This window comes from Paraprevotella sp., assembly GCF_986071375.1.
In genome coordinates this window covers 226,496-251,499 of record NZ_CFQRNQ010000003.1, presented here as the reverse complement: position 1 = coordinate 251,499, position 25,004 = coordinate 226,496, and the positions used below count along the sequence as shown (strand labels likewise).

General features: G+C 46.3%; 27 protein-coding genes. 8 read left to right on the top strand and 19 right to left on the bottom strand.

Annotated elements, in window-relative coordinates; all coding sequences use genetic code 11:
- Window positions 1-394 precede the first annotated feature (394 nt).
- Window positions 395-817: a type II toxin-antitoxin system VapC family toxin gene (locus AC5RDV_RS03215; protein ID WP_008626677.1), complete on the bottom strand. Its 423-nt coding sequence runs from the start codon at window positions 815-817 to the stop codon at window positions 395-397.
- Window positions 814-1,059, bottom strand: coding sequence for a DUF6364 family protein (locus tag AC5RDV_RS03210; RefSeq protein WP_282748339.1), 246 nt, complete (start codon window positions 1,057-1,059; stop codon window positions 814-816). Before AC5RDV_RS03210 ends, AC5RDV_RS03215 begins: the two co-directional genes overlap by 4 nt.
- A 195-nt stretch (window positions 1,060-1,254) precedes the next feature.
- Between AC5RDV_RS03210 and AC5RDV_RS03205 the strand changes: the two genes are divergently transcribed.
- Window positions 1,255-1,458: a hypothetical protein gene (locus AC5RDV_RS03205; protein WP_282748338.1), complete on the top strand. Its 204-nt coding sequence runs from the start codon at window positions 1,255-1,257 to the stop codon at window positions 1,456-1,458.
- A gap of 338 nt (window positions 1,459-1,796) precedes the next feature.
- Here the strand turns inward: AC5RDV_RS03205 and AC5RDV_RS03200 are convergent, their stop codons facing one another.
- From AC5RDV_RS03200 to AC5RDV_RS03180, 5 genes are all read right to left on the bottom strand, one after another.
- Window positions 1,797-2,006 (bottom strand): DUF3791 domain-containing protein, encoded by a 210-nt coding sequence (locus AC5RDV_RS03200; RefSeq protein ID WP_195996805.1) that lies wholly within the window; start codon window positions 2,004-2,006, stop codon window positions 1,797-1,799.
- Between the two features lie 7 nt (window positions 2,007-2,013).
- Complete coding sequence (locus tag AC5RDV_RS03195; protein WP_282748337.1) at window positions 2,014-2,499, bottom strand: DUF3990 domain-containing protein; 486 nt, start codon at window positions 2,497-2,499, stop codon at window positions 2,014-2,016.
- A 2-nt stretch (window positions 2,500-2,501) separates the two neighbouring features.
- The gene (locus AC5RDV_RS03190) at window positions 2,502-2,744 is read right to left on the bottom strand and encodes a DUF3791 domain-containing protein (RefSeq protein ID WP_282748336.1); all 243 of its coding nucleotides are present in this window, start codon (window positions 2,742-2,744) and stop codon (window positions 2,502-2,504) included.
- Window positions 2,745-2,937: 193 nt separating this feature from the next.
- Window positions 2,938-4,254, bottom strand: coding sequence for a xylose isomerase (gene xylA, locus AC5RDV_RS03185; protein ID WP_282748335.1), 1,317 nt, complete (start codon window positions 4,252-4,254; stop codon window positions 2,938-2,940).
- A 56-nt stretch (window positions 4,255-4,310) separates the two neighbouring features.
- A complete protein-coding gene (locus AC5RDV_RS03180) occupies window positions 4,311-5,849 on the bottom strand; it encodes a xylulokinase (RefSeq protein ID WP_282748334.1) in 1,539 nt (512 codons plus the stop codon).
- Between the two features lie 167 nt (window positions 5,850-6,016).
- On the opposite strand from AC5RDV_RS03180, the gene AC5RDV_RS03175 reads away from it, so the two are divergent.
- The gene (locus AC5RDV_RS03175) at window positions 6,017-6,688 is read left to right on the top strand and encodes a Crp/Fnr family transcriptional regulator (protein ID WP_282748333.1); all 672 of its coding nucleotides are present in this window, start codon (window positions 6,017-6,019) and stop codon (window positions 6,686-6,688) included.
- Window positions 6,685-7,287 (top strand): nitroreductase family protein, encoded by a 603-nt coding sequence (locus AC5RDV_RS03170; RefSeq protein WP_282748332.1) that lies wholly within the window; start codon window positions 6,685-6,687, stop codon window positions 7,285-7,287. The genes AC5RDV_RS03175 and AC5RDV_RS03170 overlap by 4 nt, the downstream gene beginning before the upstream one ends.
- Before the next feature lie 101 nt (window positions 7,288-7,388).
- On the opposite strand, the gene AC5RDV_RS03165 is transcribed toward AC5RDV_RS03170, so the two are convergent.
- The 7 genes from AC5RDV_RS03165 to AC5RDV_RS03135 form a co-directional block, all read right to left on the bottom strand.
- Window positions 7,389-8,207 carry a DUF3108 domain-containing protein gene (locus AC5RDV_RS03165; protein ID WP_130893685.1) on the bottom strand — a complete coding sequence of 273 codons (819 nt, stop codon included), beginning with the start codon at window positions 8,205-8,207 and terminating at the stop codon, window positions 7,389-7,391.
- Window positions 8,208-8,219: 12 nt separating this feature from the next.
- Window positions 8,220-10,148: an Ig-like domain-containing domain gene (locus AC5RDV_RS03160; protein WP_282748331.1), complete on the bottom strand. Its 1,929-nt coding sequence runs from the start codon at window positions 10,146-10,148 to the stop codon at window positions 8,220-8,222.
- A 20-nt stretch (window positions 10,149-10,168) separates the two neighbouring features.
- On the bottom strand, window positions 10,169-11,698 hold the full coding sequence (locus AC5RDV_RS03155) for a GH3 auxin-responsive promoter family protein (RefSeq protein WP_282748330.1): 1,530 nt from the start codon (window positions 11,696-11,698) through the stop codon (window positions 10,169-10,171).
- A gap of 126 nt (window positions 11,699-11,824) precedes the next feature.
- Complete coding sequence (rnc, locus tag AC5RDV_RS03150) at window positions 11,825-12,718, bottom strand: ribonuclease III (RefSeq protein ID WP_008626657.1); 894 nt, start codon at window positions 12,716-12,718, stop codon at window positions 11,825-11,827.
- Window positions 12,719-12,721: 3 nt separating this feature from the next.
- Window positions 12,722-13,987 (bottom strand): beta-ketoacyl-ACP synthase II, encoded by a 1,266-nt coding sequence (gene fabF, locus AC5RDV_RS03145; RefSeq protein WP_008626656.1) that lies wholly within the window; start codon window positions 13,985-13,987, stop codon window positions 12,722-12,724.
- Between the two features lie 21 nt (window positions 13,988-14,008).
- Window positions 14,009-14,245 carry an acyl carrier protein gene (locus AC5RDV_RS03140; RefSeq protein ID WP_021979430.1) on the bottom strand — a complete coding sequence of 79 codons (237 nt, stop codon included), beginning with the start codon at window positions 14,243-14,245 and terminating at the stop codon, window positions 14,009-14,011.
- A gap of 155 nt (window positions 14,246-14,400) precedes the next feature.
- Window positions 14,401-15,447 (bottom strand): NAD(P)-dependent oxidoreductase, encoded by a 1,047-nt coding sequence (locus AC5RDV_RS03135; protein WP_282748328.1) that lies wholly within the window; start codon window positions 15,445-15,447, stop codon window positions 14,401-14,403.
- Window positions 15,448-15,572: 125 nt separating this feature from the next.
- Between AC5RDV_RS03135 and AC5RDV_RS03130 the strand changes: the two genes are divergently transcribed.
- The 5 genes from AC5RDV_RS03130 to AC5RDV_RS03110 are packed head-to-tail and all read left to right on the top strand — an operon-like array spanning window position 15,573 to window position 20,046.
- Window positions 15,573-16,511 carry a lysophospholipid acyltransferase family protein gene (locus AC5RDV_RS03130; RefSeq protein WP_008626651.1) on the top strand — a complete coding sequence of 313 codons (939 nt, stop codon included), beginning with the start codon at window positions 15,573-15,575 and terminating at the stop codon, window positions 16,509-16,511.
- A gap of 16 nt (window positions 16,512-16,527) precedes the next feature.
- Window positions 16,528-17,634 carry a UDP-galactopyranose mutase gene (glf, locus tag AC5RDV_RS03125; RefSeq protein ID WP_130893679.1) on the top strand — a complete coding sequence of 369 codons (1,107 nt, stop codon included), beginning with the start codon at window positions 16,528-16,530 and terminating at the stop codon, window positions 17,632-17,634.
- A 17-nt stretch (window positions 17,635-17,651) separates the two neighbouring features.
- Entirely contained in the window at window positions 17,652-18,368 is a 717-nt protein-coding gene (locus tag AC5RDV_RS03120; protein ID WP_282748327.1) for a glycosyltransferase family 2 protein, read from the top strand.
- 5 nt (window positions 18,369-18,373) lie between these two features.
- Window positions 18,374-19,138, top strand: coding sequence for a lipopolysaccharide kinase InaA family protein (locus AC5RDV_RS03115; RefSeq protein WP_282748326.1), 765 nt, complete (start codon window positions 18,374-18,376; stop codon window positions 19,136-19,138).
- A gap of 8 nt (window positions 19,139-19,146) precedes the next feature.
- Complete coding sequence (locus tag AC5RDV_RS03110) at window positions 19,147-20,046, top strand: glycosyltransferase family 2 protein (RefSeq protein ID WP_130893676.1); 900 nt, start codon at window positions 19,147-19,149, stop codon at window positions 20,044-20,046.
- Between the two features lie 12 nt (window positions 20,047-20,058).
- Here AC5RDV_RS03110 and AC5RDV_RS03105 read toward each other — a convergent pair whose 3' ends face one another.
- Genes AC5RDV_RS03105 through AC5RDV_RS03085 form a run of 5 tightly spaced genes read right to left on the bottom strand, consistent with a single transcriptional unit; the run spans window position 20,059 to window position 24,903 of the window.
- A complete protein-coding gene (locus AC5RDV_RS03105; RefSeq protein ID WP_282748325.1) occupies window positions 20,059-21,105 on the bottom strand; it encodes a glycosyltransferase family 2 protein in 1,047 nt (348 codons plus the stop codon).
- Between the two features lie 19 nt (window positions 21,106-21,124).
- Window positions 21,125-22,021, bottom strand: coding sequence for a glycosyltransferase family 2 protein (locus AC5RDV_RS03100; protein ID WP_282748324.1), 897 nt, complete (start codon window positions 22,019-22,021; stop codon window positions 21,125-21,127).
- Window positions 22,022-22,032: 11 nt separating this feature from the next.
- Window positions 22,033-22,920: a capsular polysaccharide synthesis protein gene (locus AC5RDV_RS03095; protein WP_282748323.1), complete on the bottom strand. Its 888-nt coding sequence runs from the start codon at window positions 22,918-22,920 to the stop codon at window positions 22,033-22,035.
- Between the two features lie 31 nt (window positions 22,921-22,951).
- A complete protein-coding gene (locus AC5RDV_RS03090) occupies window positions 22,952-23,881 on the bottom strand; it encodes a glycosyltransferase family 8 protein (protein WP_008626633.1) in 930 nt (309 codons plus the stop codon).
- A gap of 11 nt (window positions 23,882-23,892) precedes the next feature.
- Entirely contained in the window at window positions 23,893-24,903 is a 1,011-nt protein-coding gene (locus AC5RDV_RS03085) for a glycosyl transferase family 90 (protein WP_130893674.1), read from the bottom strand.
- Window positions 24,904-25,004: the final 101 nt, after the last annotated feature.

Here is a 25,004-nt window from a genome sequence, read left to right as displayed (position 1 = left end):
AGAATTTAAGTGTCACCGCTGCAAATGTATGGATTTACAACGACATAAACAATAAATCGGGACATTTTTTTCGTGTTTCTCCTCATAATTTTGTTTTCGTTTACGTACACAGTATTTTGTAATACAATACTGCTTTGCTTATAAGCTACTGTCTGTGAATTTATTGTACGCGACAATCTATCTCTCCCTAAGAGATAAACCGTTTTCATCTCCGCTTGAAAATATTTAGCCATGCGGGGGCGTATCCATAAAATGCAATGTCTTCTTTCGGGCATTGAAGGTAATTTTCTTGTCTTAGAGCGGTTGCATATAAACGAATCGTTCCCCTCGTTGTACCAAATAGGAGATATAACGAGGGAAACATAAGATGTCTTTATAAAAAAGAGAATTGAAATTATACTTCTTTGGCCAGAAACTCGTCAGGCGTATATACAGGAATATCCGCTTGCGTGAAATCTTTTACGTTGCGGGTAACAATCGCATCACAGCCGGTTTGCAAAGCAGCATAATGCTGCATGGCATCTTCTATATCCCGAAAACCAGATGTGGCAGATAGGCTTTTTCTCACTGTGCGTTCGTCTACGGAAGCAATCTCTACTATGGAAGCAAACTGCCGTAAAACAAGTGATAAGTCTTCATAGTTCAGTTTTCTTTCAAGAAGATAAGCTGTAGTTGAGAAGGAGAGGGCTGACACTACAATTGTACACTCTCCTCTATCAGCAAGAGAAAACAAGCGCATGGCGGCTTCGTAAAATGGAACACGATGGGCTAAAAGGTCTACCATCACATTGGTGTCGGCAAATACTTTCTGTTTCATCCGTATTTCTCCTCCAAATATTTACGATAAGCTTCCCGTTCATCAAAATCGGTAGGTAAATCCAAGTCAATCCCCAAACGACTGACGTATGGGGTTATTTTCGATTTGCCTTGCGGCTTAGCGGACCTTTCCACGAAATTCCTTATGAAGGATTCTACCATTTGGGTTAAATCTATATTCTTTTGTTTTGCCATTTTTAAGGCTTCATCCAACAAAACACTATCTATTTGCAATGTATTCATAATTATAGCCTTTTACATTATTGGCAAAGATAGCATTAATTTCTGAAAACACAGGGGGGATGTAATTTTTATATATCTTCTTAAAGATACTTTTTCGTTATTGTTCCAAGACACCAAAGAGCAATGTCTTCTTTCGGCTATTGAAGACCGTTATTAGAGAGCAGGCGATAAGTCCGGGATTTACAAATTGACAGAATGTTAAAGAGGCAGGTGCGAGATTCGCGTATTTGTGGACAAGGTGGAGGGGAGCGCGGAAAACACGAGTATTTCGGGGGCGGGGTATTGACATTCGGAACAGTTTCGGTCATAATGGCTTACAAGGCACGGGGCGGCATGCGGCACTTGGTTTACAAAACGGACTCTCAAGTTAGCGGAGTGGGGGAAACGCTTACTTTTTGATTTCGGTTTTAACGTTCCGGGGACGGGGCAACGGGAAGGAAAAAGCCGGTCACGGCAGGCCGGACAGACACTTTCAGGGCGTTTTCAGGGCAAAAAACAGGGACTGAAAAATCGTTCGCCGCAGATTGAAATTTCTCTTTCAGCCGAACGGAAAATCATTCGGCTGAGAAAAATCGGGAAAATGGGGTAGAAATGATTCCATATGGCAGTTCCGTCAATTTCTTTTTAAGGAATACCGTTCTAAATAGTCCATTCCATCTGTCTTTGCCGTAAGGATAAAACATCTGAAAACTATCATTTTGCACGGTGTTACGGGAATGTATAATCAAAATGAATGCTTAGGTTTGTTTTTCACGTAGCTCGGTTATTAAGTCGTTGACAATGTAAGTGTCGCTCATCAGATGCAAACCGTAATGCTCATCGTGCAACATACGACATACGTCAGATTCGTAAAACAATTCTAAAGCACGGTCATAATCTACGTCCAATGTTTCAGCAAGTTGGTCGATGACCCTTGCTATTTTGTTCCAAAGTAAGAAGTCCAGCATGTCCGGTTCAAATTAGTTTCTCGTTAGTGATGTACTGCAAGTTGGCATTTAAAATGTCTTGTGAAAGAATACAAATCTGGTCGTTTGGTTCCTTGTATGCCAACCTGGATAGTGTGTGTGGCAGGTCATCATAACCGTTGACGTACATTTCGATGGCATTGATAACGCGGTCGTCGACTATGCCTCCTTCTATGATGTCGAATCCTTTCCATGGCATTTCTCCTTTCCGGCTTGCTACAATGAAATCCAACCATTCATGGTCATAAGCGGTAAAGATCTTCTTTTTGCATTCTGGCGGTTCATGGAAAACATATTGGTTGACTATGGCGTGGGAACCGTTCTTGATGGCTTGAATGCATCGTGCATACCGTTGGGCATGGAAGCGTAAAGGGGTCAGGTAAAATCCCGGACCAAAATCCAAATCCCGACGGCCTATGCTTGCCAAAGGTTGTTCTACGATAACGGAAGAACCGTGATAAAGTGTCCTATCCATAATTATTCCCTCCGGTCCTTTTCACGATTTAACAATGCCTCTACGACATCTTTGGCCACGGCCTTCCGGCTTTCGGTATGCAAAGTGTCGTAGCAATCCCGGATGAGGTCCTTCATCAATCCGGTGCGCTCCAATCTCCGCCGCATTTCCGTAGCGGTGATACCTAATTTTTCTGCGGAGACTTCGATGGCCAATACTGTGAAAGCCAGCTTGTCGAATTCCGGAGTGCGTGGTTTCATCTCCATAGCTTTCTTGTTTGAATATGGTTAGTATCGTGACAAAGATAGGTGTTTTTTGTGTTTTCTACGTGATTGGGTTGGAAAAAATAACGAAAGATAATAATAAGGTGGAATGGCAAAAAAGCGCGGATGACTGCCCTATGGTGCAGGGCAACCATCCGCGTGGAACGTCCGTTTGCGGGAAAATCCCGGACGGGGGTTAGCAATACATATTCACGATGGCCTCGTAGAGTTCCTGCTTGCCGCTAGTCTGGGCCGGTTCGCCTTGGGTCTTGGCGTAAGCCACTACGTCTTCGAGCGAAAGTTTGCCTTCTTCGAACTCCTTGCCCTTGCCGGCATCGAAGCTGGCATAACGGTCGGCCACCATCTTCTTGATAGGTGATTTCTCCAACAGTTCGGCGGCGTTCTCCAAGGCACGTGCCATGGCATCCATACCGGCGATGTGGGCGATGAAGATGTCTTCCAAGTCGGTAGAGTTACGACGAGTCTTGGCGTCGAAGTTCGTACCGCCGTTACCAAAGCCGCCGTTGCGGATGATTTGCATCATGGCTTGGATGAGTTCGTAGTTGTCGATGGGGAACTGGTCGGTATCCCATCCGTTCTGGTAGTCGCCACGGTTGGCGTCAATGGAGCCCAACATGCCTGCGTCTACGGCACAAGCCAGTTCGTGTTCGAACGTGTGCCCGGCCAATGTGGCATGGTTCACCTCGATGTTCACCTTGAAGTCCTTCTCCAAGCCGTGTGCACGGAGGAAGCCGATGACGGTTTCCGTGTCCACGTCGTACTGGTGCTTGGTCGGTTCCATCGGTTTCGGCTCGATGAGGAACGTGCCTTTGAAGCCTTTGGCGCGGGCATAGTCGCGGGCTGCCTTCAGCATCTGTGCCAGATGTTCCTTTTCACGCTTCATGTCGGTGTTCAGCAGGCTCATGTAGCCTTCGCGCCCGCCCCAAAACACGTAGTTCGTGCCGCCCAGTTCGATGGTGGCATCGATGGCGTTCTTGATTTGCACGGCTGCGCGTGCCACCACGTTGAAATCCGGGTTGGTGGCCGCACCGTTCATATAGCGTTCGTGTCCGAATACGTTGGCCGTGCCCCAAAGGTTCTTGATACCCGTAGCCTGCATTTTTTCCTTGATATAAGCCACGATGGCCTTCATGTTGGCTTCATATTCCTCGATGGAATTGCCTTCGGAGATGAGGTCCACGTCGTGGAAGCAGAAATATTCGATACCCAGTTTCTCCATGATTTCAAAACCGGCATCGGCCTTTTGCTTGGCGATGGCCAAGGCATCCGTGCCCTCGTTCCAGGGGAACGTCTTCGTGCCGCCGCCGAACTGGTCGCCGCCTTCTGCGCAAAGGGTGTGCCACCAAGCCATGGCAAACTTCAACCAGTCTTTCATCTTCTTGCCCATGATGACCTTTTCGGCATCATAGTAGCGGTAAGCCAATGGGTTCTTGCTCTCTTTTCCTTCGAACTTAATTTTTCCGATGCCCGGAAAATACTCTTTCTGTGCCATAATTTTTTGGTTTTAAAAAAAGGTTTATGAAATTAATTTTGAGTTTGATGTATTTGTTACATGCTGCGTAGCACGCCTAACCAACGTTGGTAAGCTTCTTCGTAAACCGGCGTGAGGGCGGTGTCCGGCTCGATGACTTTCAGCCGCTCGAGCGAGGCGAACGCTTCGCGGTTGTCTTTGTAGATGCCGGCTCCGATGCCCGCTCCCTTGGCCGCGCCTACGGAACCGTCGGTCTCATACAGCTCGATGACGGCACCCGTTACTCCGGCCAACGTGTCGCGGAAGAGGGGACTGAGGAACATGTTGGCTTGTCCGGCGTGTATCTTGTCCACCTCCATGCCCATGCCTTTCATCACGTCGATGCCGTAGCGGAAAGAGAAGACAATGCCTTCCTGTGCGGCGCGCACGATGTGGTTGCGGTTATGGATGTTGAAATTGATGCCATGTATGGCGCAGCCTGTTTCCTTGTTTTGCATGACACGCTCGGCTCCGTTGCCGAAAGGAATGATGCTGAGTCCTTCGCTGCCCACGGGCACGCTCTCGGCCATGCGGTTCATCTCCTCGTAGCTGCATCCTTCGGGCACGATGTTGCGGCGCACCCATGAATTCAGGATGCCGGTGCCGTTGATGCAGAGCAATACGCCGAGGCGCGTCTGTTCCGTGGCGGGGAATGCCGTGCGGTTGTAAGTCCCTGCGGCGTGGTTGACGTGGGCGAAAGTGTTGACACGCGAGAGCGGGTCGTAATTCACCGTCCCGTTCACACCGTATACCACGCCCGAGGTGCCTGCCGTAGAGGCAATTTCACCGGGATTGAACACGTTGAGCGAAAGGGCGTTGTTCGGTTGGTCGCCCGCACGGTAGGTCACGGGTATGCCGGCCTTGATGCCTAATTCTCCGGCCACGGCCTCCGTCACCCGTCCCTGCTCGCTGAAGGTGGGGCGTATTTCGGGAATCAGGTCCATGCCGAAGCCGTAGTATTCCATCAGCTCCTTGCAGACGCAGTTGTTCTTGAAGTCCCAGAACATGCCTTCCGAGAGTCCGGATACCGTGGTGCAGGCCGTACCCGTCAGCCGCATGGCGATGTAGTCGCCGGGCAGCATGATTTTGTCTATCTTCTCATATATTTCCGGTTCGTGTTCCTTCACCCATGCCAGTTTGCTGGCCGTGAAGTTGCCCGGCGAGTTCAGCAGGTGCCCGAGGCAGAAGTCCGTGCCTAACGTTTCCATGGCTTTTTGCCCGTAGGGGACAGCCCGGGAGTCGCACCAGATGATGGCCGGGCGCAGGGCTTTCTGTCCACGGTCCACGCATACCAGGCCGTGCATCTGGTAACTGATGCCGATGGCGGCCAGTCCTTCTTTCAGGAGAGCGACCGGTTGGCCGGCCTTTCCGGCGGCAGCGGCCATGGCTTCGGCCGTGGCGCTTTTCAGGTAGTTCCACCACGATTCGGGTTCTTGTTCCGCCCATCCGGCCTTCAGGCTCAGGATGGGAGCTTCCTGCTTGGGGTAAAAGGCTGTGCCCAACGTCTTTCCGGTTTGTGCGTCCACCACACAAGCCTTGACCGAAGAACTGCCTATGTCATATCCTATCAAATACATAACAATAGATGTGTTTTTTGTTTTACGGTATTGTTGATAGGTGCAAATATAAGTGAGTTTTCCCGTCGGCGGTTCGTGCGGAGGTTAAAAAAATCTTGTGCCGTGGCGGGAAAAGCGGTTTTTCTGATTTATATCAGATTTATAGGCTTCGGGCGTTTTGTACTTGGATGAAAAAAACGTATCTTCGTCAGACGGATTATAAAGATGCAGAGTTGGATATGGAAAAGGGTTTGACCGCAGACAAGATACCGTCTTTTGCCACATTGTCCGACGGGGAACGCCGGGCGTTGTCGGATATTCTGGTCGAACGGAAGGTCCGGAAGAAGCAGATGGTGGTGGAAGACGGGCAGGTATGCCATTATATGGTGTATGTGTGCAAGGGATTGTTGCGCCAGTTCTATTTCAAGAACGGGCGTGAAATCACGGAGCATTTTACGTGCGAGGGCAACATCGCTTATTGCATCGAAAGCATTTTCAAGAACAAGCCGTCGCACCTGATGATGGAAGCATTGGAGAACAGCGAATTGTGCCTCATACCTTATACAGGACTGGTGGAGCTTTCCTTGTCATATAAAGGCATTGCCGAATGGTTGCGCCATTTCTTGGAAAACAATCTGATCCTGCACCAGGTGAAAGCCGATTCATGGCGTTTCGAGTCGGCCCGCGAACGCTACGAACGCTTTTTGCGGGAATTCCCCACGGTGGCAGGCAGGGCCTCGGTCAACGACATGGCGTCTTACCTGCTGATGACCCCCGAGTCGTTGAGCCGGGTACGTTCGGCGGTGTCGAATGTGGCAGGGAAGAAATCGGGTTATATTCAAAAAATAGAAGAAGAATGAAAAGAACATTTGAAGAGGCGTTGGAGCATCGCCGTAGTTATTACTCCATAGGAAGCAGTTCGCCCGTGTCGGACGAAGAGCTCATACGTGTGGTCCGTCAGGCAGTGAAACACGTTCCGTCGGCATTCAACTCACAATCGACGAGAATCGTGTTGTTGTTGGGCGACGAGCACCAAAAACTTTGGGAAATCGTGAAAGATACCTTGAAAGCGCGTATTCCGGCCGAGGCTTTTGCCAAGACGGAGGCTAAGATTGACGGTTGTTTTGCCAGTGGCCATGGTACGGTGTTATATTTTGAAGACATGTCTGTGGTAAGAGGGTTGCAGGATGCTTTTCCTTCTTACAAGGATAATTTTCCGACGTGGGCCCAGCATACTTCTGCAATGCACCAGTTTGCCATTTGGGCGATGTTGGAAGAGCGGGGATTGGGAGCTTCCCTTCAGCATTATAATCCTTTGATAGATGAGGACGTCCGTCGTACATGGGAGTTGCCTGAAGATTGGATGCTGATAGCTGAAATGCCTTTCGGGGTTCCGACCGGCGAACCTGGAGATAAGGATTTTGGGGACGTGGACAAGCGCATGAAGGTTTTCCGCTGAGGATATATGAATTAAAAAAACCGATAAAATTCTATAGAATCTTATCGGCTTTTCTAATTTCCCTTTAAAGAGCCAACAAGGCAAAACGTTTTTTGGGTTGTTTACTTGATGATGGACGTTTGCGGGTTGCGTACCCCTTTGGCTTCCGTCAGGAAAGCTTTGGCACTTCCGAAACGCAGGTACATGTCCAGACGGACAGGCAAGTGGTTCTTGTCGTCGGTGATGTAGAATGTGACGACCTCCTCTTCTTTTCCGTCCTCGTATTCCACGAATGAGAATACGAGGCAGCGGTATTTGGTCTTGCTTTCTTCCATCTTGAATGTTTTCTTGCCCCGGTAAATCAACGTTTGTCCTTCTATCTTTCCATTGTCCACCATCGGGAATTTGATTTTCTGGCCTACTTTGTAGTCGGAAGCATCGAAAGAGCGGGCATAGAGCATCATGCTCAGCATGTCATGCACGCATTCCTTATATTCCTCTTCTTTCCGTGTGATTTCATCCTTGTGGCTTTTGAAGCGGAGTTTCACGTGGCTTTGCCCGTTGGGGTAGCTGTACCAGGCTTCGTCCACCGTGTAGCGGTCGCCTTCCAAGGCTCCTTTACGGTAATAATAAGGTACGAGTTGGTCGTCGACAATGCTGACGAGCGTGTCGCGGAGCACGAAAAGCCGGTCTGCCATTTTGTTCCCGCGTGTGATGAGATGGCAGCGGTGCATGTCTTGTCCTTGGTGGGTCGTGTGTTTGATGTTCATGTTGGCACTGCCCACCGTCACCCAAATGAATTTCCAATTAAAGTAGAGCTTATAGGACAGGTCTTCTCCGTCTGTAAAGGCCACGTTTTCTCCCGGGCATTGGGCCTGGGAGGGGGTGAAAGATGCCGCCCATACATGGAGCAGGCATATCAGCATTATTATTTTCTTCATGGTTCCTTGTTTTTATCTGTTTCGTTCTCTTTCCGCATTGCGTTGTTTGATTTTCTTTTCCGCATCCGGCTTTTGTTTGGTGATGGCATCCGGCTTTTGTTTGTTCAACGGAATGCCTCTCACGTCCCAGTCTTGTTCCACCTCCCAACGTGCCCTGAGGGTCAAAGACTTAGGGAAGTAGAAGACTTCCTCCGGTTGGCGGTTGGCGGCATAGTCGCCGGTGGTCCATTTTCCGTCGTTGTTCCGGTCTATGAAAAGGCGCAGGTAGTATTCGCCCGGTTTCAGATAGAAGAAGTCTGCACGGTTGTTTACGGCTTTGGCGCTCCGTACCACCTTGTCGCTGTTGTCCATGAGTTGTACGTAGGCAGCCGTGTCCGGCAGGATGAGGCGGATGAACAGTGAACTGAAATCCTCTTCCGGAGTTACGGGGATTTCTTTTTTTATGGCCGTGCTCACTTTACCCAAGATGCTTTTTACGGCATTGCTGTCCGCTTCGAACTTGTATTTGTCTCCGGGATGCCATTCCGCGTACAGCATGTAGCTGCGCATGTCTCCCTCCACCGGAAGGAATAGGTAAGGCTCTTCAAGCCATAAGCTGTCTTTTTGTTTGTAGAAACGCAGTGCGGTGGTGTCTATCCCGGCAACAGGTTCGGCAAATGTGAACTTGATGTTTTGGGTAGGAGCGATACCGCCGCTCGGCTGCATTTTATAAGTGAGGTCTTCGCGTAGGAAAGGGTTGGGCTTGGCGACATACTTTTCCTTTTGTCGGCGTTTGGCCTTTTTTTGTTGGTCTTCCCACTCTTCGATTTTCTTTTGCCGTTCTTTTGCTTGGCGTGCATGGGTAATCTTGGGAATCAGGTCGAGCGTATCCGTACGGTAGGCCAACTGTCCCAATGTGTCGGTATCTAAGTAAGTCAGGCTGAAAGTGAGCGTGTCTTTATAGGCCACCGTGGTATCGGTAATCCAATAAGTCAGCGTGTCATTGTGCAGGGAACGTTCCAATACCATATTTCCCACTCCCTCGAAATTCAGTCCTTTCAAAGTCGGAATGGTATCTGACGGGCCTGTGAAATAGAGGGTGAACATTTCCGGGATAGGACGTTCGGTCTTTAGAAGATGCAAATCCTGATAGTCTTCCGTGAATCCCCGGAGAATGACATTGTCCGGATAGAAGTGGGTGTAAGGTATGGTCTTGACGGTGTCGATGTGCGTGCTGTCTATCCAAACCGTGTCCTGACGCGTATCGGGAGCACATGTAGGTTCGATGATGACGGAGTCGAAAGCAATCTTTTCGGCTTTTTGGCTGAAACGGAAATCTCCGTCCATATCCTGCAGGCCGTAGATACGATATTTTCCCGGTGCGACGCCTTTGATGGTGAATTGCCCGCGGCTGTTGGTGCGGGACACGCGAGTGAAGGATTGTGTCGTAAAGGCACTATCGGCTAAATCGGCATACAGTCCCACTAACATGCCTTTGATAGGTTCGAGGTTCTCGGCTTCCAACAATGTACCGGAGACTTCCATCGTATCAATTTCTGAGCCGGTGGAGAAAGCGTATGTAAAGTTACCCATGGGGTTCCCCTCATTGTTGTCCACGATGGCATCGGAGAAGTCTACCGTATAGGTCGTGTTCTTTTTCAGGCTGTCGTTCAGGGTGATGTGTATCTTCTTCCCCGAAGTCCTGATTTCCGGCATTTCCTTCTGCGGTGGGGATACCACGACCTTTTCCGAAGCATTCTCAAGCACGATAAACTCGTCGAACGTGAGTGTCAGTTTCTTTTCCCGGTTGTTTACCGACATGTTGGCCGGTTGGCATTTGACCACTTTGGGAGGGGTTTCATCATAGGCACCTCCGTCCGGGCTTCCGATGCTGGCGCAAGCAGCTAAGACGAGAATGCAGAGGAGGGCGATGAGGGGGTATGGTGTGAGTCTTTTTTGCATATTATGCTTCTTTTTGGTTTTTAAAGATTTTCCGGTTTTGCGGGGGCATTCATGGATAACATTTCGTCGATGTATGTGCGCGTGTTGCTCAGGCGCGGAATCTTATGCTGCCCTCCCAACTTGCCTTTGGATTTCAGCCAGTCGTCGAAGAGGTTCTTACGCGCCGGGATAATTTCCAGATGCTGCAGGGTGATGTCCTTGTAACGTTTGGCCTCATAGTCGGAGTTGATTTCTTGCAGTTTCAAATCCAGGATGTGTGCGAAATCTATGAGCGATTCCGGTTCTTTCGCAAATTCTATCAGCCACTGGTGGCGGCATTTGCCGTGGGCATCCATGTAGACGGGGGCTGCCGTATATTCCCGTATTTGCGCACCGGTGGCTTCACATGCCGCTTTCAATCCATTTTCGGCATTGTCTACGATTAACTCTTCCCCGAAAGCGTTGATAAAGAATTTCGTACGTCCGGTAATAATGAACTTATAAGGGTTCTTTTGCGTGAATTTTACGGTATCGCCAATCATGTACCTCCACAAACCGGCCGAGGTGCTGATGACCATGGCGTAGTTCTTGCCGGTTTCCACTCCCCAAAGTGGCACGATTTGGGGATTTTCTTTATCTATTTCGTCCATCGGGATGAATTCATAGAACACTCCGTAGTCTATCATCAGGAGCATGGACCGGTCTTGCAAATCGTTTTGTAGCCCGAAGAACCCTTCGCTGGCATTGTACGTTTCCATGTAATGCATGTCGGATGCAGTGACGAGTTGCCGGTATTGTTCGCGGTAGGGGGTAAAGGCTACGCCTCCGTGGAAGAAGACCTCGATGCCCGGCCATACGTCTTCCAGGTGGGTTTTGCCGGAAATGTCCATGACACGAGTCAATACGGACAACATCCACGACGGAACTCCGCTCAGGTTCGTCACGTTTTCTCTGATGGCAGCTTGGGCTATCCTTTCGCGTTTCTCTTCAAAATCGCCCAATAATGCGACTTTTTTGGAGGGAATGCGGAAATAGTTGACGAACGGACTGGCGTTTTCGATTAATATGGCACTCAAATCTCCTACCAGGCTATGGGGGAGGTTGTAATTGGGCGAATGGCTTCCTCCGAGTATCAATGCTTTGCCGTCGAACATCCTGCTCCGGGGATTCTGCCCCAGATATAAGGCTACGGCATCCGTCCCGCCACGGTAATGCGTGTCTTGCAGGCATTCTTTGCTGACGGGAATGAATTTGCTTTTGTCATTGGTTGTGCCGGATGATTTGGCATACCACCGGACCTGTCCGCTCCATAATACGTCTTTTTCCCCGTGCCGCATACGGTCGATGTAACTTTTGAGTTCCTCGTAAGTGTTTACCGGAGAGGTTTTCGTAAAGGAATCATAGTCTTTGACTTGTGCAAATCCATGTGTTTGTCCCCATTCCGTATGAATAGCTTGACAGATGAGTTTATGAAGAACGTTTAATTGCAGTTCTTCCGTTTGGTTTTCATATTTGGATATGCTTTTTCGTCTGCCTGAAAGAAAGCAGCTGACTAACTTCGTCTTATTCATGTCGTATTTCCGCAGGAATCATTTTATTCTCTTGCAAAAATAACTTAAAGTTATCAGAATAACGAACTTTATACAGATTTTAATGGACTATGTGTCGCTATCTATGTACTTATAGTTCGGCTTGCATTATCTTCGGCTAACCATTCTGAAATCGGGGGATTCTGTGACAGAGACTTGAAGCTTCGGTGGAGCAATTACCGTTATGGTTTGCTGTTCGTTGTCTTGTATGGTCATTTCAGACAAAGCCTCTTTTTGTTTTTTGTTGGAAAGGATTTTGTCAACCAGTTTGGGGGATTTCCTCAATAGTGCCAGAGTGTCTTTTGCAGCCAGTTGTTGGCTCTCTTTTTTAGAATAGCCTCTTCCTTTGCAACATGTCACTCCTTCGATTGTGATTTGGGTGGTAAAAACGGGCGTACTGTTTCCCTCCTGTGCCTGATCTATCAGGTCGAAGGTAATTTCAACTCGCCTCTTTTGTCCCCATTCAATTAATTTGCTTTTGAAATTGACTTCTTTATAGGCCAGTTTGTCGATATTGATTAACTGGGTCATGATGCGTTTGCCGATAAAACGCATGCAATAGGAATAGCCCCGGTCCAGATAAATCGCACCGACCATGGCTTCAAAAGCATTGCCACACATATAGCTGTTGTGGGTGGAGGAATGTGTGGATGAAATGATAAGTTTATCCAAACCGATTTCTACGGCCAATTTGTTCAATGTTTCACGTTGTACGATTTTGCTGCGGGTGTTGGTGAGGAAACCTTCATGTTTGCCTTTGAAGTGGCGGAAGACAATATCTCCTACGACGGCATCCAAAATGGCGTCGCCCAAAAATTCCAACCGTTCGTTATTAATCCAACTTCCTTGCTTTTTTATAGATGAGGACTTATGATGCAATGCCTGTTCGTAATATTGGATATGGTGCGGATAGAATCCTAATATCTTATAAAAAGAAGAATAAAGCTCCTTGTCTTTTCTGAAAGGGAGCCTTATTCTTTCTATGATATCTTTGGGATACACGACTTATTCAGCGTATTTCTTAAAGATTACACATGCATTGTGCCCACCAAAACCGAAAGTGTTGCTTAGAGCGGCACGCACGGTACGCTTCTGAGCAATATTAAAGGTGAAGTTCAGATCATAGTCGATTTCTTCATCTTTGTCATCTTCCTCATGGTTGATAGTGGGGGGTATGATATCTTCTTTTACTGCCATCACACTGGCCATTGCTTCCACAGCACCGGCGGCACCGAGCAGATGTCCTGTCATAGACTTAGTAGAACTAATATTCAATTCGTAAGCGTGTGGACCGAAAACATCTTTGATGGCTTTGGCTTCCGAAATGTCTCCGACATGAGTTGAAGTACCGTGTACATTGATATAATCAATATCTTCCGGTTTCATTTCAGCGTCTTCGAGAGCTCTTTCCATAACCAGTTTGGCACCTAACCCTTCCGGGTGGGAGGCCGTGATGTGGTGGGCATCAGCTGACATGCCTGCACCGGCCATTTCAGCGTAAATTTTAGCTCCACGTGCTTTGGCATGTTCCAATTCTTCCAAAATCAGACATCCGGCACCTTCACCCATAACGAAACCGTCGCGACTTGCGCTGAATGGGCGGGATGCGTGTTGTGGGTCATCATTCCGGGTAGAAAGAGCTTTCATGGCATTAAAACCACCTACGCCGGCTGGCCATATAGCCGCTTCCGCACCACCGCTGAGAATCATATCTGCCTTCCCCAAACGGATAAGGTTGAATGCGTCAGCCAAAGCGTTGGTAGAAGATGCGCATGCCGAAGTGGTCGTGTAGTTCGGGCCATGGAAACCATACATAATAGAAATATGACCGCTTGCAATGTCTGCAATCATTTTCGGGATGAAGAATGGGTTGTATTTGGGACCCAATTCTTTTCCTGTAAGTGCATACGCTCCGGCTTCTTCTTCAAAAGTGTGGATTCCACCGATTCCCACCCCGAAGACAACACCTATACGGTCTTTGTTCACAGCTTCCAAATCCATGCCAGAATCGTCTACGGCCATTTTGGCTGCAGCCAAGGCATATTGGGTGTACAAGTCCATTCTGCGTGCTTCTTTGCGGTCAATGTAGTCGCCTACATTGAAATCTTTTACTTCGCAAGCAAATTGAGTCTTGAACAAGGAAGCATCGAAATGTGTAATAGGTCCGGCACCACTTACTCCCTCAATCAAATTCTTCCAAGTTTCCTCGGTCGTATTTCCCAATGGAGTAACGGCACCCATACCTGTTACCACAACTCTTTTTAATTCCATTATCTTCGTTTAGAGAAAATATTATTTTGCGTTAGCTTCGATATAGCTAATAGCGTCACCTACAGTCGTGATCTTCTCAGCTTGATCATCGGGAATATTGATACCGAATTCCTTTTCAAATTCCATGATCAATTCTACTGTATCCAATGAATCAGCACCTAAATCGTTTGTGAAACTTGCTGTGGCTACTACTTCTGCTTCGTCAACACCCAACTTATCAACGATGATAGCTTTTACTTTTGATTCAATTTCAGACATAATTGTAATTTTTTGATTATTATTAATGTAATTCTGTAAATCCAAGTGCAAAGGAACTTTTTTTTTCCCACTTATGCAAGCAATTAAGTAAATAAATTGCTCTTTTTTGCACAAAAGTATATGTAGTGTGCAGTATTTGCTCCCTTTTACGAGACTTATTCTATGAATTCTCTTCTTAACGGGTAATTACCTCTCAATTCTTCGAACATGGTGGGATGGGACTTGAGTTTCAAACTATCCGTGTGTGGATTATATAAAGCCAATGCCCGTTCTTTTTCTGTGAGATTGGGACTCGGTAGCTCTTCCTCAGGAAGTTGAGGAACACGGATTTGGAAAGTGGCCTGAAGGTGGAAATGGTTGCACAATGCTGTGAGTGCCATACGGGTGGCATTGGCTTTTCCGTCGGCGGAGTAACCTGCGATATGCGGGGTTCCTATATATATAAGGTTGAGAAGTTCTTGATTGATATTCGGTTCATTCTCCCAAGTATCGATAATAGCATCTCGGATAATACCATCTTTTAAGGCTTGAAGTACGTCCGTATTATCCACGACAGCCCCTCGGCTTGTATTGATAATGATGGGTCGTTTTTTTAGTGCGTTGAAGAATGTTTTGTTCGCTAAATGGAAAGTCGGATAAGAACCTTTTGTGATTAATGGAGTATGAAACGAGATGATGTCGCACTTCTCTTGCAGCTCTTCCATGTTCAAAAAAAACTCATGAGGCTTTCCGGCTTTACACAAGGCTTCTTTTTGTGGTGGGTCATTGAGAAGGATTTGTACTCCCAAAGGGCGTATAGCTTCGATAACGGCATGGCCCACATGTCCTACTCCGACTAATCCGACCGTAGTCTTCGATAGGTCGTATCCTTTTTCTTTTTCCAAAAGCAAAAGGCATGAATGGATGTATTGTCCTACGGAATTGGCATTGCAACCGGGACAGTTGGCCCATGTGATATGGGCGCGTTTCAGATATTCAATGTCAAGGTGGTCATATCCGATAGTGGCGGTAGCGATAAAAGAAACTTTACTCCCTTTCAGAAGGGTTTCGTCGCAACGAGTGCGGGTTCTGATAATCAGGGCATCGGCATCATGTATATCGTCGGGGCTGATGGCTATCCCGGGTTTGTAAATCACATCGGTGGAAATCTGGGCGATAGCCTCTCGGATAAATGGGATTTTGTCGTCAACAACTATTTTCATGATGCAAAGTTAATGAGTTTTTATTATAGAATTATTGCCGATTCAAAAAAGTTTGTTTAGCTTTGCAATATTCTTTAAATAGAGGCACTTTTTTATTGTGTCATTAAAGTCGATACGGAATTTGTATGGAGAAACAAGACAAATGGACCAACTTGATGTATTACGTAGTGTTTGGCTTGAGCCATTTGCTATCCTTGCTTCCTTTTTGCGTTTTATATTTTCTGTCAGATGTCCTGTATTTGATAGTGTATCATTGCATCAAATATCGGCGTGATGTAGTAAGGGATAACCTATTGAAGTCTTTTCCCGAAAAGTCATCGGATGAGATTGTCCGGATAGAAAAGAAATTTTATCACTTTTTTTGCGATTATTTTGTAGAAACTTTGAAGCTGACTTCCATTTCGAAAAAGGAAATGAAGAAGCGGATGGTATTTCGTGGAGTGGAGCAGGTGGAACAGGCTGTGCGCGAAGAGGGGCATAATTTCATATTCCTTTATCTTGGGCATTATTGTAATTGGGAGTGGGTGGCATCATTACCCTATACCATATCTCCTTCTATCCATTGTGCACAAATTTACCATCCTTTGTATAATAAAGCCGTGGATAGGTTCTTTTTGAAATTGAGAAACCAGTTCGGTGGGGAATGTATTCCGATGAAAAATACATTGAGGCGTGTGATTGAACTGAAACGGGAAAAGCGCCCTGCGATGATTGGCTTTATATCCGACCAACTACCCAAGTGGAACAGCATGCATTTTTTTGTTCCCTTCCTGCACCGTGAAACCGCTGTTTTTACCGGAGCGGAGCAGATAGGGCGGCAGGTAAAAGCGGTTTATTTTTTTGCGGATATCATTCGTCCCCGTAGGGGTTATTATGAGTGTACGTTCAGACGGATGGAGATACCGGAGGTAAATCGTACGGAATATGATATGACAGCTATGTTCATGGAACAATTGGAGCAAATGATCAGGAAAGCTCCGCAATATTGGCTGTGGACGCATAAGAGATGGAAGCGTACCAAGGAAGAATGGCTGAGACGCCAACAAGATTCGACAATAAAATGATTAAATGTGACCATACATGGAAAGATATGATTATTTGATAGTAGGCGCGGGATTATTCGGTGCTGTATTTGCCCATGAAGCCAGATTGGCAGGGAAACGTTGTTTGGTGATAGACAAGCGTGCCCATCGTGGCGGGAATATATATTGTGAGGATGTAGAAGGTATTCGTGTACATAAGTATGGGGCCCATATCTTTCATACGGACAATAAAGATGTTTGGGATTATGTGAACCGTTTGGTGGAATTTAATCGTTATACCAATTCTCCATTGGCATATTATGAAGGTAAATTGTATAACCTGCCTTTCAATATGAATACCTTTTATCAGTTGTGGGGAGTGAAAACACCGGCTGAAGCCAAGGCTAAGGTAGCTGAACAGCGTAAGGCGTATGAATTTATCTCTGAACCGGCGAACCTGGAAGAGCAAGCTCTGAAATTGTGTGGAAAGGATATATATACCCGTCTAATCAAAGGGTATACTGAGAAGCAGTGGGGACGTCCGGCTACAGAACTTCCGTCCTTTATCATCAAGCGTGTACCTTTTCGTTTTATTTTCGACAACAACTATTTTAACGATGCTTATCAGGGAATACCGAAAGGTGGATATAACGTATTGATAGATGCTTTGTTGGAAGGTATAGAAGTCCGGTTGGACACGAACTATTTTGAAAACCGTGAGGCTTGGGATGCTATGGCCGATAAAATTCTTTTCACCGGTTGCATTGATGAATATTTCAATTATCAATGCGGACGTTTGGAATACCGTAGCCTGCGTTTTGACCATCGTCATTTGGAGGTAGAGGACTATCAAGGTAATGCTGTGGTGAATTATACGGCTGGGGATGTACCTTACACGCGTGTGATTGAACATAAACATTTTGAATACGGAACTCAGCCTACTACGGTGATTACATACGAATATCCTGATGCTTTTGCCCCGGGTAAAGAGCCTTATTATCCGGTGAATGATGCCCGTAACTCTGAAATATTCAAATCCTATCGTGAACTGGCGGTATCGCGTGGGAATGTTTTATTTGGCGGACGTTTGGCTCAGTACACTTATGCGGATATGGATGATACGGTAGCTGCGGCTTTGGCATTAGCCAAGCAGCAGTTTTGTTAATTACGGGAGACAATGATATGAAAAGTTTGCAGGTCATTACGCCGGTAAAGGATTCCATCGATTTCACGCTTGAGACGATAAGAGCCGTATTGTCTTCGGAGACCAGTGTTCCTTTTACATATACCGTTTATAATGATTTCAGCACAGCTGAGAATACGATACGTTTGGAACAAGCATCCAAGGAACTTGGTTTTAAGTTGGTTAATTTGTGTGATTTGACAAATCATCCGTCTCCTAATTATTTATTGGTGTTGCAGACAGCCCGACGCGAAGCTTTAGCTGCGGATGCCGGTCTGTTGATTGTAGAGTCGGATGTCGTTGTGAAGAGGAATACTTTGCAGGACTTGTTCGACGGAGCTGTGCAACGTCCGGATTGTGCCATTGCCGCAGCGGTGACTACGGATGAGGACGGTTTGGTCAATTATCCCTATCTTTATGCACGGGGATGGGAAAACCAGGTTTATCCGGAGAAGAAACATTGTAGTTTTTGTTGCTCTTTGCTGACACCGAAGTTTTTGGGGCAATTTGATTTTGGGCAGCTTGACCCGACAAAGAATTGGTATGACGTGACCATTTCGCATGAGGCATTGAAAGCTGGTTTTCGCAATTACCTTTTTACGACCCTTCCGGTGTGGCATCGTCCTCACGGCAGTCGTCCATGGAAACAGTTAAAGTATAAGAATCCGTTGAAATATTATTGGTTGAAATTTACTAAAGGACTGGATAAAATTTGAATAGGATGAAATGGATTAAGCCAAGTCTTTGTCATTTATTGGCTCATCGGACGTTGGAACTCCGGCCGGATTATCAGGATTTGAAGGATTTTATGTATTCCATTCCCGAACGTTTTGCGACCGGTGAAGGTTCGGTGGTTTATAAGGGACGCAATGAATTGAGGAAAATGACATATAGAGGGCTTGACTTGGTGGTGAAGTCCTTTCACCGTCCCAATTGGGTCAATCGTTTCGTCTATGGCATTTTCCGTCCTTCAAAGGCTAAACGTTCTTACGATCATGCGAGGATGTATCAAGAAATAGGGGTAGGGACTCCCGCTCCGGTCGGTTATCTTAATGTACGCAAAGGACTGCTTTTCGACCGTAGTTATTATGTGACGTTGGCGTCGGCTTGCCCATACGTCTATAATGATTTGTTCTATCAGCATTTTGATTATGCAGACGAGGTTGTTCGTACGGTAGGGAGAGTGACGGCCGTTTTGCATGAACATGGGTATGCGCATAAGGATTACGGGCGTGGGAACATTCTGTTCCAAAAGACAGACAAAGGGGTTCGGATTGAGATAGTGGACTTGAATCGGATGTATATCGGTCCGATTGATATGAGAAAAGGATGCAAGAATTTCGAGCGCCTTCCGGCTACGCCGCACATGCATCGTTTGTTGGCTGAAGAATATGCTGCCGTACGCGGATTCGATGCGGAGGAATGCTTTAAGTTGATGCAAGCTTTCCGGAGTACCCAGCCTGGAAAAATAAACGACTTATATTAGTATGTATCATGAATGTGATTGCTGTTGTCGTAACTTATAATCGTCTGGAGCTTCTCAAACGGAATCTCTCTTGTTTGCGTCGGCAAACCGTACCGCTTACAACCCTTGTAGTGGTGGACAACGGTAGTACGGACGGGACGGGAGTGTGGTTGGACGAGCAGGAGGATGTGAAAACGATTCATCAGACCAATGTCGGGGGAGCCGGAGGTTTTTATACCGGAATGGAGTATGCTCGCCTTGCCGATGCCGATTGGATCTGGTGCATGGATGACGATGTTTTTCCGCGTCCGGATTGTCTGGAGCGGCTATTGGCGTACGCCGGATATGAAGGTGTAGGGATTTTGGCGCCGCGCCGCCTGTTGGAGGGCCGGATTTATACGAATGATTTTCTATCTTTCAACTTGACTCATCCGTTTTCATCCATGTATTCAGGACGATTGTCCAAGATGGAAGTGAATGCTCCTGTCGAGATTTGCGGAACGGCTTTCGAAGGTTTGTTCGTTCGCAGTGAGGTTGTGAAGTTGGTAGGGCTTCCCAATAAAGATTTGTTTATTTTTTGTGATGATACGGATTATTGCTTGCGCACGGTGATGGCCGGTTATAAGATTTTGTATGTTCCTACGGCCCTGATGGATAAAGAAAAGTTTTTCTCGGACGATTCGTGGGGGGAACGTAATAAGAAGAAAAAATGGAAACGCTTTTACCAGATACGTAATTCTTCTTATTTGAATCACCATTATGGGAAGAACTGGGCCGTGAAATATCTTCGCGGCTTTAACGGGGCCATCGGTTATATTTTAATAGCCTTTTTCTCGGCACCTTTCTCGGATGCTTATCGGTGGACTGATATTCCGATGTTTTGGAAAGCGTATACTGACGGCATAAGGGAAAGGTTGGGACGTTTGTAGGGATGTTTGTTTTTACATTCCCATCTTTCTGAATTTCCTGATATGCGCCCAACGGTACAAGGTAAGGGTTAGGTTGAGTACCTTACGGGTTTTCAGCTTCCGCCAAAGGCGGAAATACGGTTTGTTCAAGATTCGGTTTTGGATATGGTATCGGTCTACGGCATCGATAACGTTAAAAATTTCGGGGTAATCCTGCTCTGTGATTTTTCTTTGCCATCTGAGACTGATTACATAGATATTCAGAGCCTTGTCGATAAAGTGTATTTGGTTGGCCTGTATGGTTGGGTTTTGATGAAATTGCCTGTCCAAGTGATGAATCATGAAATTGATTACTTTGCAAATGTGCGATAAGTTCCCCTTTATAGACTGCACACTGGTAGATTGTTCTTCTCTTCCTATGAAATAATAATAGAGGTATAAATCGAATATAATGAAGCTCTTGATGCGGTCTATCGGCAGAAAACAGTATTGGAAGTCGGTATAACATATACCTTCTATATGGCGCAGGTTTACCTGTCTTAGGATTTCTGTTTTGTAGGTCATGCTATGCATGTTGAATTCATCGCCATAGGTATGTTCGCTTATGTTGAAAGACGAAATATCATAAATCTTATTGTATTCTACATTGCGGAAAGGGAAGTGTGTCACGATATGACGATTATTTTTATCGATCTTATATTCCGTACGGAGTGTAATAAACAAGTCCGTATCGCAATTCTTTAATACATTTAAAAGTTTGGATAAAACCTCCGTATCCATCCAGTCGTCTGCGTCCAAGGGCCTGAAATATTTCCCTTTTGCCATTTGTAACCCTGCATTGATGCACGAACCGTAGTGGCCGTTTTCTTTGTCGATGATGCGGATTATATCCGGTCTTTTTTGCTGAAAGGCTTTCATAATTTCCAGGGAACGGTCTTTGCTACCGTCATTTACAACAATGACCTCCAATGTCGGAGGTATACAAGGGGCGGTTACGGATTCTAAACATTTGGTGAGATACTTTTCCATGTTGTAGGTCGGGATCACCAATGTGAGGAGTTTATATGGCTCTTGTGACATTCTGTTGTATTTTGTATGCTTATAGAGGTAAATATTCTATTTCCGGGTAGAAAGTCAGTCCGTCATGGCATCCTTTCTTTACTGCAGCTAAGAACTCTTGTTTGTGTCCGTCTTTACGGCGGTTGATTCTTCGTTTCAGGATACGAAGCTTATTCCATATCGACAGCCTGAACAAAAGTTTGTTCGGTTGTTCGCGGTGCTTAAAGTAGCAGGTGTTGCGGGTTTGATAGTAAAAACGTTTGGCCATATTGACCGGTGCCTGTTCGATATTCGGGTCGTACACGTCCGAGGTCTTGTGTACGACAATGCTTTGTTCTGTATAGTAATTTTTGAATCCGGCTCTTGTGATTCTGAGGGTGTATTCGATATCGTCGAACCAGATAAAGAACTCTTTGATGGGCAAGCCAACTTTGTAGACCGCACGGCTGCTGACCAAGACAGAGACGAAAGTGCAGACTTCGCAGCGGCAGGCCGTGATACCGTTGTTTTCGATGGTGTCCTTTTTTAGTCCTCCGGGCATATTGCGGGGATGAATGGTATTGTCGGTCCAAAGTACTTTGCTGCAAACGAATCCGATGTCATTGGACTGTGAGGCTGTTTGCATGAGGGCTTCCAAAGCTTCTGGAGAGGGGATGGTGTCATCATCCATCATCCATGTGTAATCTCCGCCGCCTAATGCGGATGTTTTTACGCCTAAAGAGAAACCGCCGGCTCCTCCGATATTCTGTTCCGTGCGGATGACTTGGAATTGAGGGCGTACAGCGTATGCTTTCAGGAAATCCTCCGTACCGTCTGTAGAACAATTGTCTATCACGATTACCTTGTGTATCGGATAGGTTTGCTTCTCTATGGCAGCCAGGCATTCTCTAAGTAAGGCCAGGCGGTTATATGTGACTACTACGCAGTTGACTTTCATGTTTCTTGTTTTTAAGGTTGTGTAAGATAAGTTTCAAGAATATGTCCGTAATATGTTTTCTTGCCCTCGACTGTGGTTTTGCAGAGAGGTATCTTGTAAGTTACCTTGTGGAAATCATACCGGGTACAGAATTCGTTCCATTTTTCTTCCGAGAACTCTTCATTCAGGCACTTGCCCAACGGTCCCATTTCTGTGATGGGTACTTTTTCGATCATATCGTGTACGGCCGGAATGTATTTACGAGCCATGGCAAATGTATAATCTAAAAGTAGATAATCAATTAGCTTTTTATGTTTCTTCCAATAACAGAGATGCATGTCAGCGATAAATGAGGGTAAAATATTACCTTTCCCGCAGGCCAAGAAGAAGCTGACCCATCCGCCTTGCGAGATGTTGTAGTAACGGGTATGGTGGTGGCAGCTCCAGAATTTATCTTCTGGATGGATAAATGTGCCGAGGTGTTTGGACGGTATCAATAGCGTACTGTCCATCCAGATTCCTCCGTGTCGAGCCAACAGCATCATACGCAGGATATCCGAGAAGTGGGTAAGGTCGATTTCGCCCGATTGTTGTTTTCGGATAATATAGTCGGGCATGTTCACGTAATCCTTGTAATTCTTTTCCGTAATGAGAATGACCGGGTGTCCGTCGGAAAACCGGTGCATGGCGTTGTAGCAGGCTTTTACGATGTCTGGCATTGCGTCCTCGCCCTGCCACCAACATGTCCATATCGGTGAACTCCCTGTAATGGGTTCGTATGCGGGCAGGTAATCCATTGTGTATCGGGCAATTAACTCCTTTCCTCCTGCGCGGTATAGCAGATGGTGCATGATGAGTTGCTGTTTACGCCTGACGAAGAACTTTTCGATATGTTTGAAAAATCTTTTTATTTTACCCATGATAATGGCCTTTTGGACGATGGTTTCTGTTTTACAGGGATTCTAACCGGATATACTTGGCTTTTCTCATTCCTATATAAAAAGGTAACAAGCGGAAAAAGCGTTTGAACCTGTTCTTCACGCTATGCCATGGGCGTTCTCCTTTCCACGGGGTCAGATCCAGATATTGGAAATAAACATCCCGTAAGGGGTGTTGGCTGTCGTAGTTCCACGGCTTCCGGTTGGTGTAATGCAGGACGACCGGATGCCTTAATGTTTCGGCATGGGCTTTGCGCCATTCCGGGCTTATGGCCGGATGGTTGCGGTAAAATCCGTCTTGCACGTTCCATTGCAGACCCACTAACGTTTTATGCCGGTGCAACACACAGTTCAACAGGTCTTGGTCATTGAATATGATACGTTCCGGATATGCACGGTAATAATCGACGCAAGCTTGGGCGATATGGTGTTCTCGCCAATATGCGAGGTTGATAAGGAGGACACCGGAATTAAAGTACGAGTCCTCGGCCGGATATTGCAGGATTTCGTAACGCTGCAGTTCCTTGCACCCGGTGTCTTCCACTACGGCTACTCCCGTATGAGCGTCTAAAGGCGTACGCCATAGCGGAGTGATGTCTCCTAGTATTACAATATCACAGTCCAAGTACAGTACGCGGTCTATGCTTTCAGGCAATAGGGCAGACAGGAAGCACCTGTAATAGGCGGCCAACGACAGGCGGTTGTGGGTAGCCCGGATGGTGAATCCTTCCAACATTTGTGCGTCTGGTATATAATAACAGGCTTTATTTTTATATTTTTCGGCTAAAGCTGTTAAAATGTTCCGGTCTGTTTCCGATAATTCCCGTGCAATAATATGTACGGTGAAGGTCTCTTTCGGGTTGTTTTCAAATAAAGAGACCAAGGTAACGGCACAATGTCGCACATAATTGTGGTCTATATTGCAAGCTATGTGAATCATCATATCCTCATTTTTTATTGTTGTCCCGAAAGCCGGAAGTATTTGTCCAATACCATCAGCGAAATCAGGTTTTCCCGTTCCTTGTCTTGGAACTGCCTGATGTATTCATGGGCGTGGCGGATAATGTCTTCCGCTTGCTCCGGATGTTCGATATAATATTGCAGCTTCTCCGGTAAGTCCGAGAAATCCTCCTTCACTTCTACATAATGGTATCCGGCAACGAGCGTTCCTTCCATGAACCAAGTCTCGCAAGTCGGACGTGTCATGACGGCCAGTGAGTTGGACGACATGACCCATTTCAGGTTGGAAGCTACGTCGTTTCCTTCCAGGGCCATAATGAATTTATAATCCAAATGTTCGCGGATGGTTTTCTTTTCCCTCATCCATTCGTCCGGACAGCCTTCATTCCGCCCTACTACGCCGCAGTCGAACATCGGATGGTGGAAGAACATTTCCAAGAATTTTGTACGTACCCGGCTTTGGCGGATTTTTCCCCGGAAGATTGCCATGTCTTTCTTCTGCCGGAAAGGTATGGTGTCATGCACGAACATGAAATGGCGTAGTTTGTCCAACTTTAGTATCACGGAGTTACTATTGTCGCCGGTCAACAACCGACTTTTGACGATTGTGGGTGTGTCCGGAGTGAAATATACATCTCCTGGGCAGAAATTCCAACGGAAATGTTTGGGAAACCAACGGGTCACGTCGTGTTGGTCGAAAAAGTAAGCTGTATGGAACATTTTGCGGGTATAATCCCCTATTCGTCCAGTATAATAAATCCAACTACGTTCACGAGTGAGCCTGTTTGTGTCTGAGACGTGGAATGGTTGGTCCGTTTTGATGTAATAGTCCACGCGTTTGCGAATATAGTCGTAATCGGGATGTTTGGGCACTTGGGCGAGAAGTCCGCGCAACCGCTGCCGGAAAAAGGCATCCGGAATGGCTAATCCGGCAAAACCGGAAAGGAAATTAAGGAATTTGTTGGGCTTCCCGCTTTTTAGTTTATAAATGATGCTGTCTCCCATACATTAAGTAGGCATTTGCTTGAATATGGTATAATTACGGTTTTATCTCTTTTGAAGAGATAAACCGAATATCGGCAAAATTACATAATTAATTGATAATT

Bases quoted from the DNA above. Each gene is read 5' to 3' on its own strand.
- AC5RDV_RS03190 (WP_282748336.1), bottom strand. From the start codon at position 2,744: ATGGAGATGAAACCACGCACTCCGGAATTCGACAAGCTGGCTTTCACA.
- AC5RDV_RS03180 (WP_282748334.1), bottom strand. From the start codon at position 5,849: ATGTATTTGATAGGATATGACATAGGCAGTTCTTCGGTCAAGGCTTGT.
- AC5RDV_RS03160 (WP_282748331.1), bottom strand. From the start codon at position 10,148: ATGCAAAAAAGACTCACACCATACCCCCTCATCGCCCTCCTCTGCATT.
- AC5RDV_RS03135 (WP_282748328.1), bottom strand. From the start codon at position 15,447: ATGAAAATAGTTGTTGACGACAAAATCCCATTTATCCGAGAGGCTATC.
- AC5RDV_RS03120 (WP_282748327.1), top strand. From the start codon at position 17,652: ATGAAAAGTTTGCAGGTCATTACGCCGGTAAAGGATTCCATCGATTTC.
- fabF (WP_008626656.1), bottom strand. From the start codon at position 13,987: ATGGAATTAAAAAGAGTTGTGGTAACAGGTATGGGTGCCGTTACTCCA.
- AC5RDV_RS03195 (WP_282748337.1), bottom strand. From the start codon at position 2,499: ATGGATAGGACACTTTATCACGGTTCTTCCGTTATCGTAGAACAACCT.
- glf (WP_130893679.1), top strand. From the start codon at position 16,528: ATGGAAAGATATGATTATTTGATAGTAGGCGCGGGATTATTCGGTGCT.
- AC5RDV_RS03215 (WP_008626677.1), bottom strand. From the start codon at position 817: ATGAAACAGAAAGTATTTGCCGACACCAATGTGATGGTAGACCTTTTA.
- AC5RDV_RS03210 (WP_282748339.1), bottom strand. From the start codon at position 1,059: ATGAATACATTGCAAATAGATAGTGTTTTGTTGGATGAAGCCTTAAAA.
- AC5RDV_RS03155 (WP_282748330.1), bottom strand. From the start codon at position 11,698: ATGAATAAGACGAAGTTAGTCAGCTGCTTTCTTTCAGGCAGACGAAAA.
- AC5RDV_RS03090 (WP_008626633.1), bottom strand. From the start codon at position 23,881: ATGATGATTCACATAGCTTGCAATATAGACCACAATTATGTGCGACAT.
- AC5RDV_RS03110 (WP_130893676.1), top strand. From the start codon at position 19,147: ATGAATGTGATTGCTGTTGTCGTAACTTATAATCGTCTGGAGCTTCTC.
- AC5RDV_RS03095 (WP_282748323.1), bottom strand. From the start codon at position 22,920: ATGGGTAAAATAAAAAGATTTTTCAAACATATCGAAAAGTTCTTCGTC.
- AC5RDV_RS03175 (WP_282748333.1), top strand. From the start codon at position 6,017: ATGAAAAAAACGTATCTTCGTCAGACGGATTATAAAGATGCAGAGTTG.
- AC5RDV_RS03200 (WP_195996805.1), bottom strand. From the start codon at position 2,006: ATGCTGGACTTCTTACTTTGGAACAAAATAGCAAGGGTCATCGACCAA.
- AC5RDV_RS03115 (WP_282748326.1), top strand. From the start codon at position 18,374: ATGAAATGGATTAAGCCAAGTCTTTGTCATTTATTGGCTCATCGGACG.
- AC5RDV_RS03105 (WP_282748325.1), bottom strand. From the start codon at position 21,105: ATGTCACAAGAGCCATATAAACTCCTCACATTGGTGATCCCGACCTAC.
- AC5RDV_RS03170 (WP_282748332.1), top strand. From the start codon at position 6,685: ATGAAAAGAACATTTGAAGAGGCGTTGGAGCATCGCCGTAGTTATTAC.
- AC5RDV_RS03085 (WP_130893674.1), bottom strand. From the start codon at position 24,903: ATGGGAGACAGCATCATTTATAAACTAAAAAGCGGGAAGCCCAACAAA.
- AC5RDV_RS03165 (WP_130893685.1), bottom strand. From the start codon at position 8,207: ATGAAGAAAATAATAATGCTGATATGCCTGCTCCATGTATGGGCGGCA.
- AC5RDV_RS03140 (WP_021979430.1), bottom strand. From the start codon at position 14,245: ATGTCTGAAATTGAATCAAAAGTAAAAGCTATCATCGTTGATAAGTTG.
- AC5RDV_RS03100 (WP_282748324.1), bottom strand. From the start codon at position 22,021: ATGAAAGTCAACTGCGTAGTAGTCACATATAACCGCCTGGCCTTACTT.
- AC5RDV_RS03205 (WP_282748338.1), top strand. From the start codon at position 1,255: ATGTTAAAGAGGCAGGTGCGAGATTCGCGTATTTGTGGACAAGGTGGA.
- AC5RDV_RS03130 (WP_008626651.1), top strand. From the start codon at position 15,573: ATGGAGAAACAAGACAAATGGACCAACTTGATGTATTACGTAGTGTTT.
- xylA (WP_282748335.1), bottom strand. From the start codon at position 4,254: ATGGCACAGAAAGAGTATTTTCCGGGCATCGGAAAAATTAAGTTCGAA.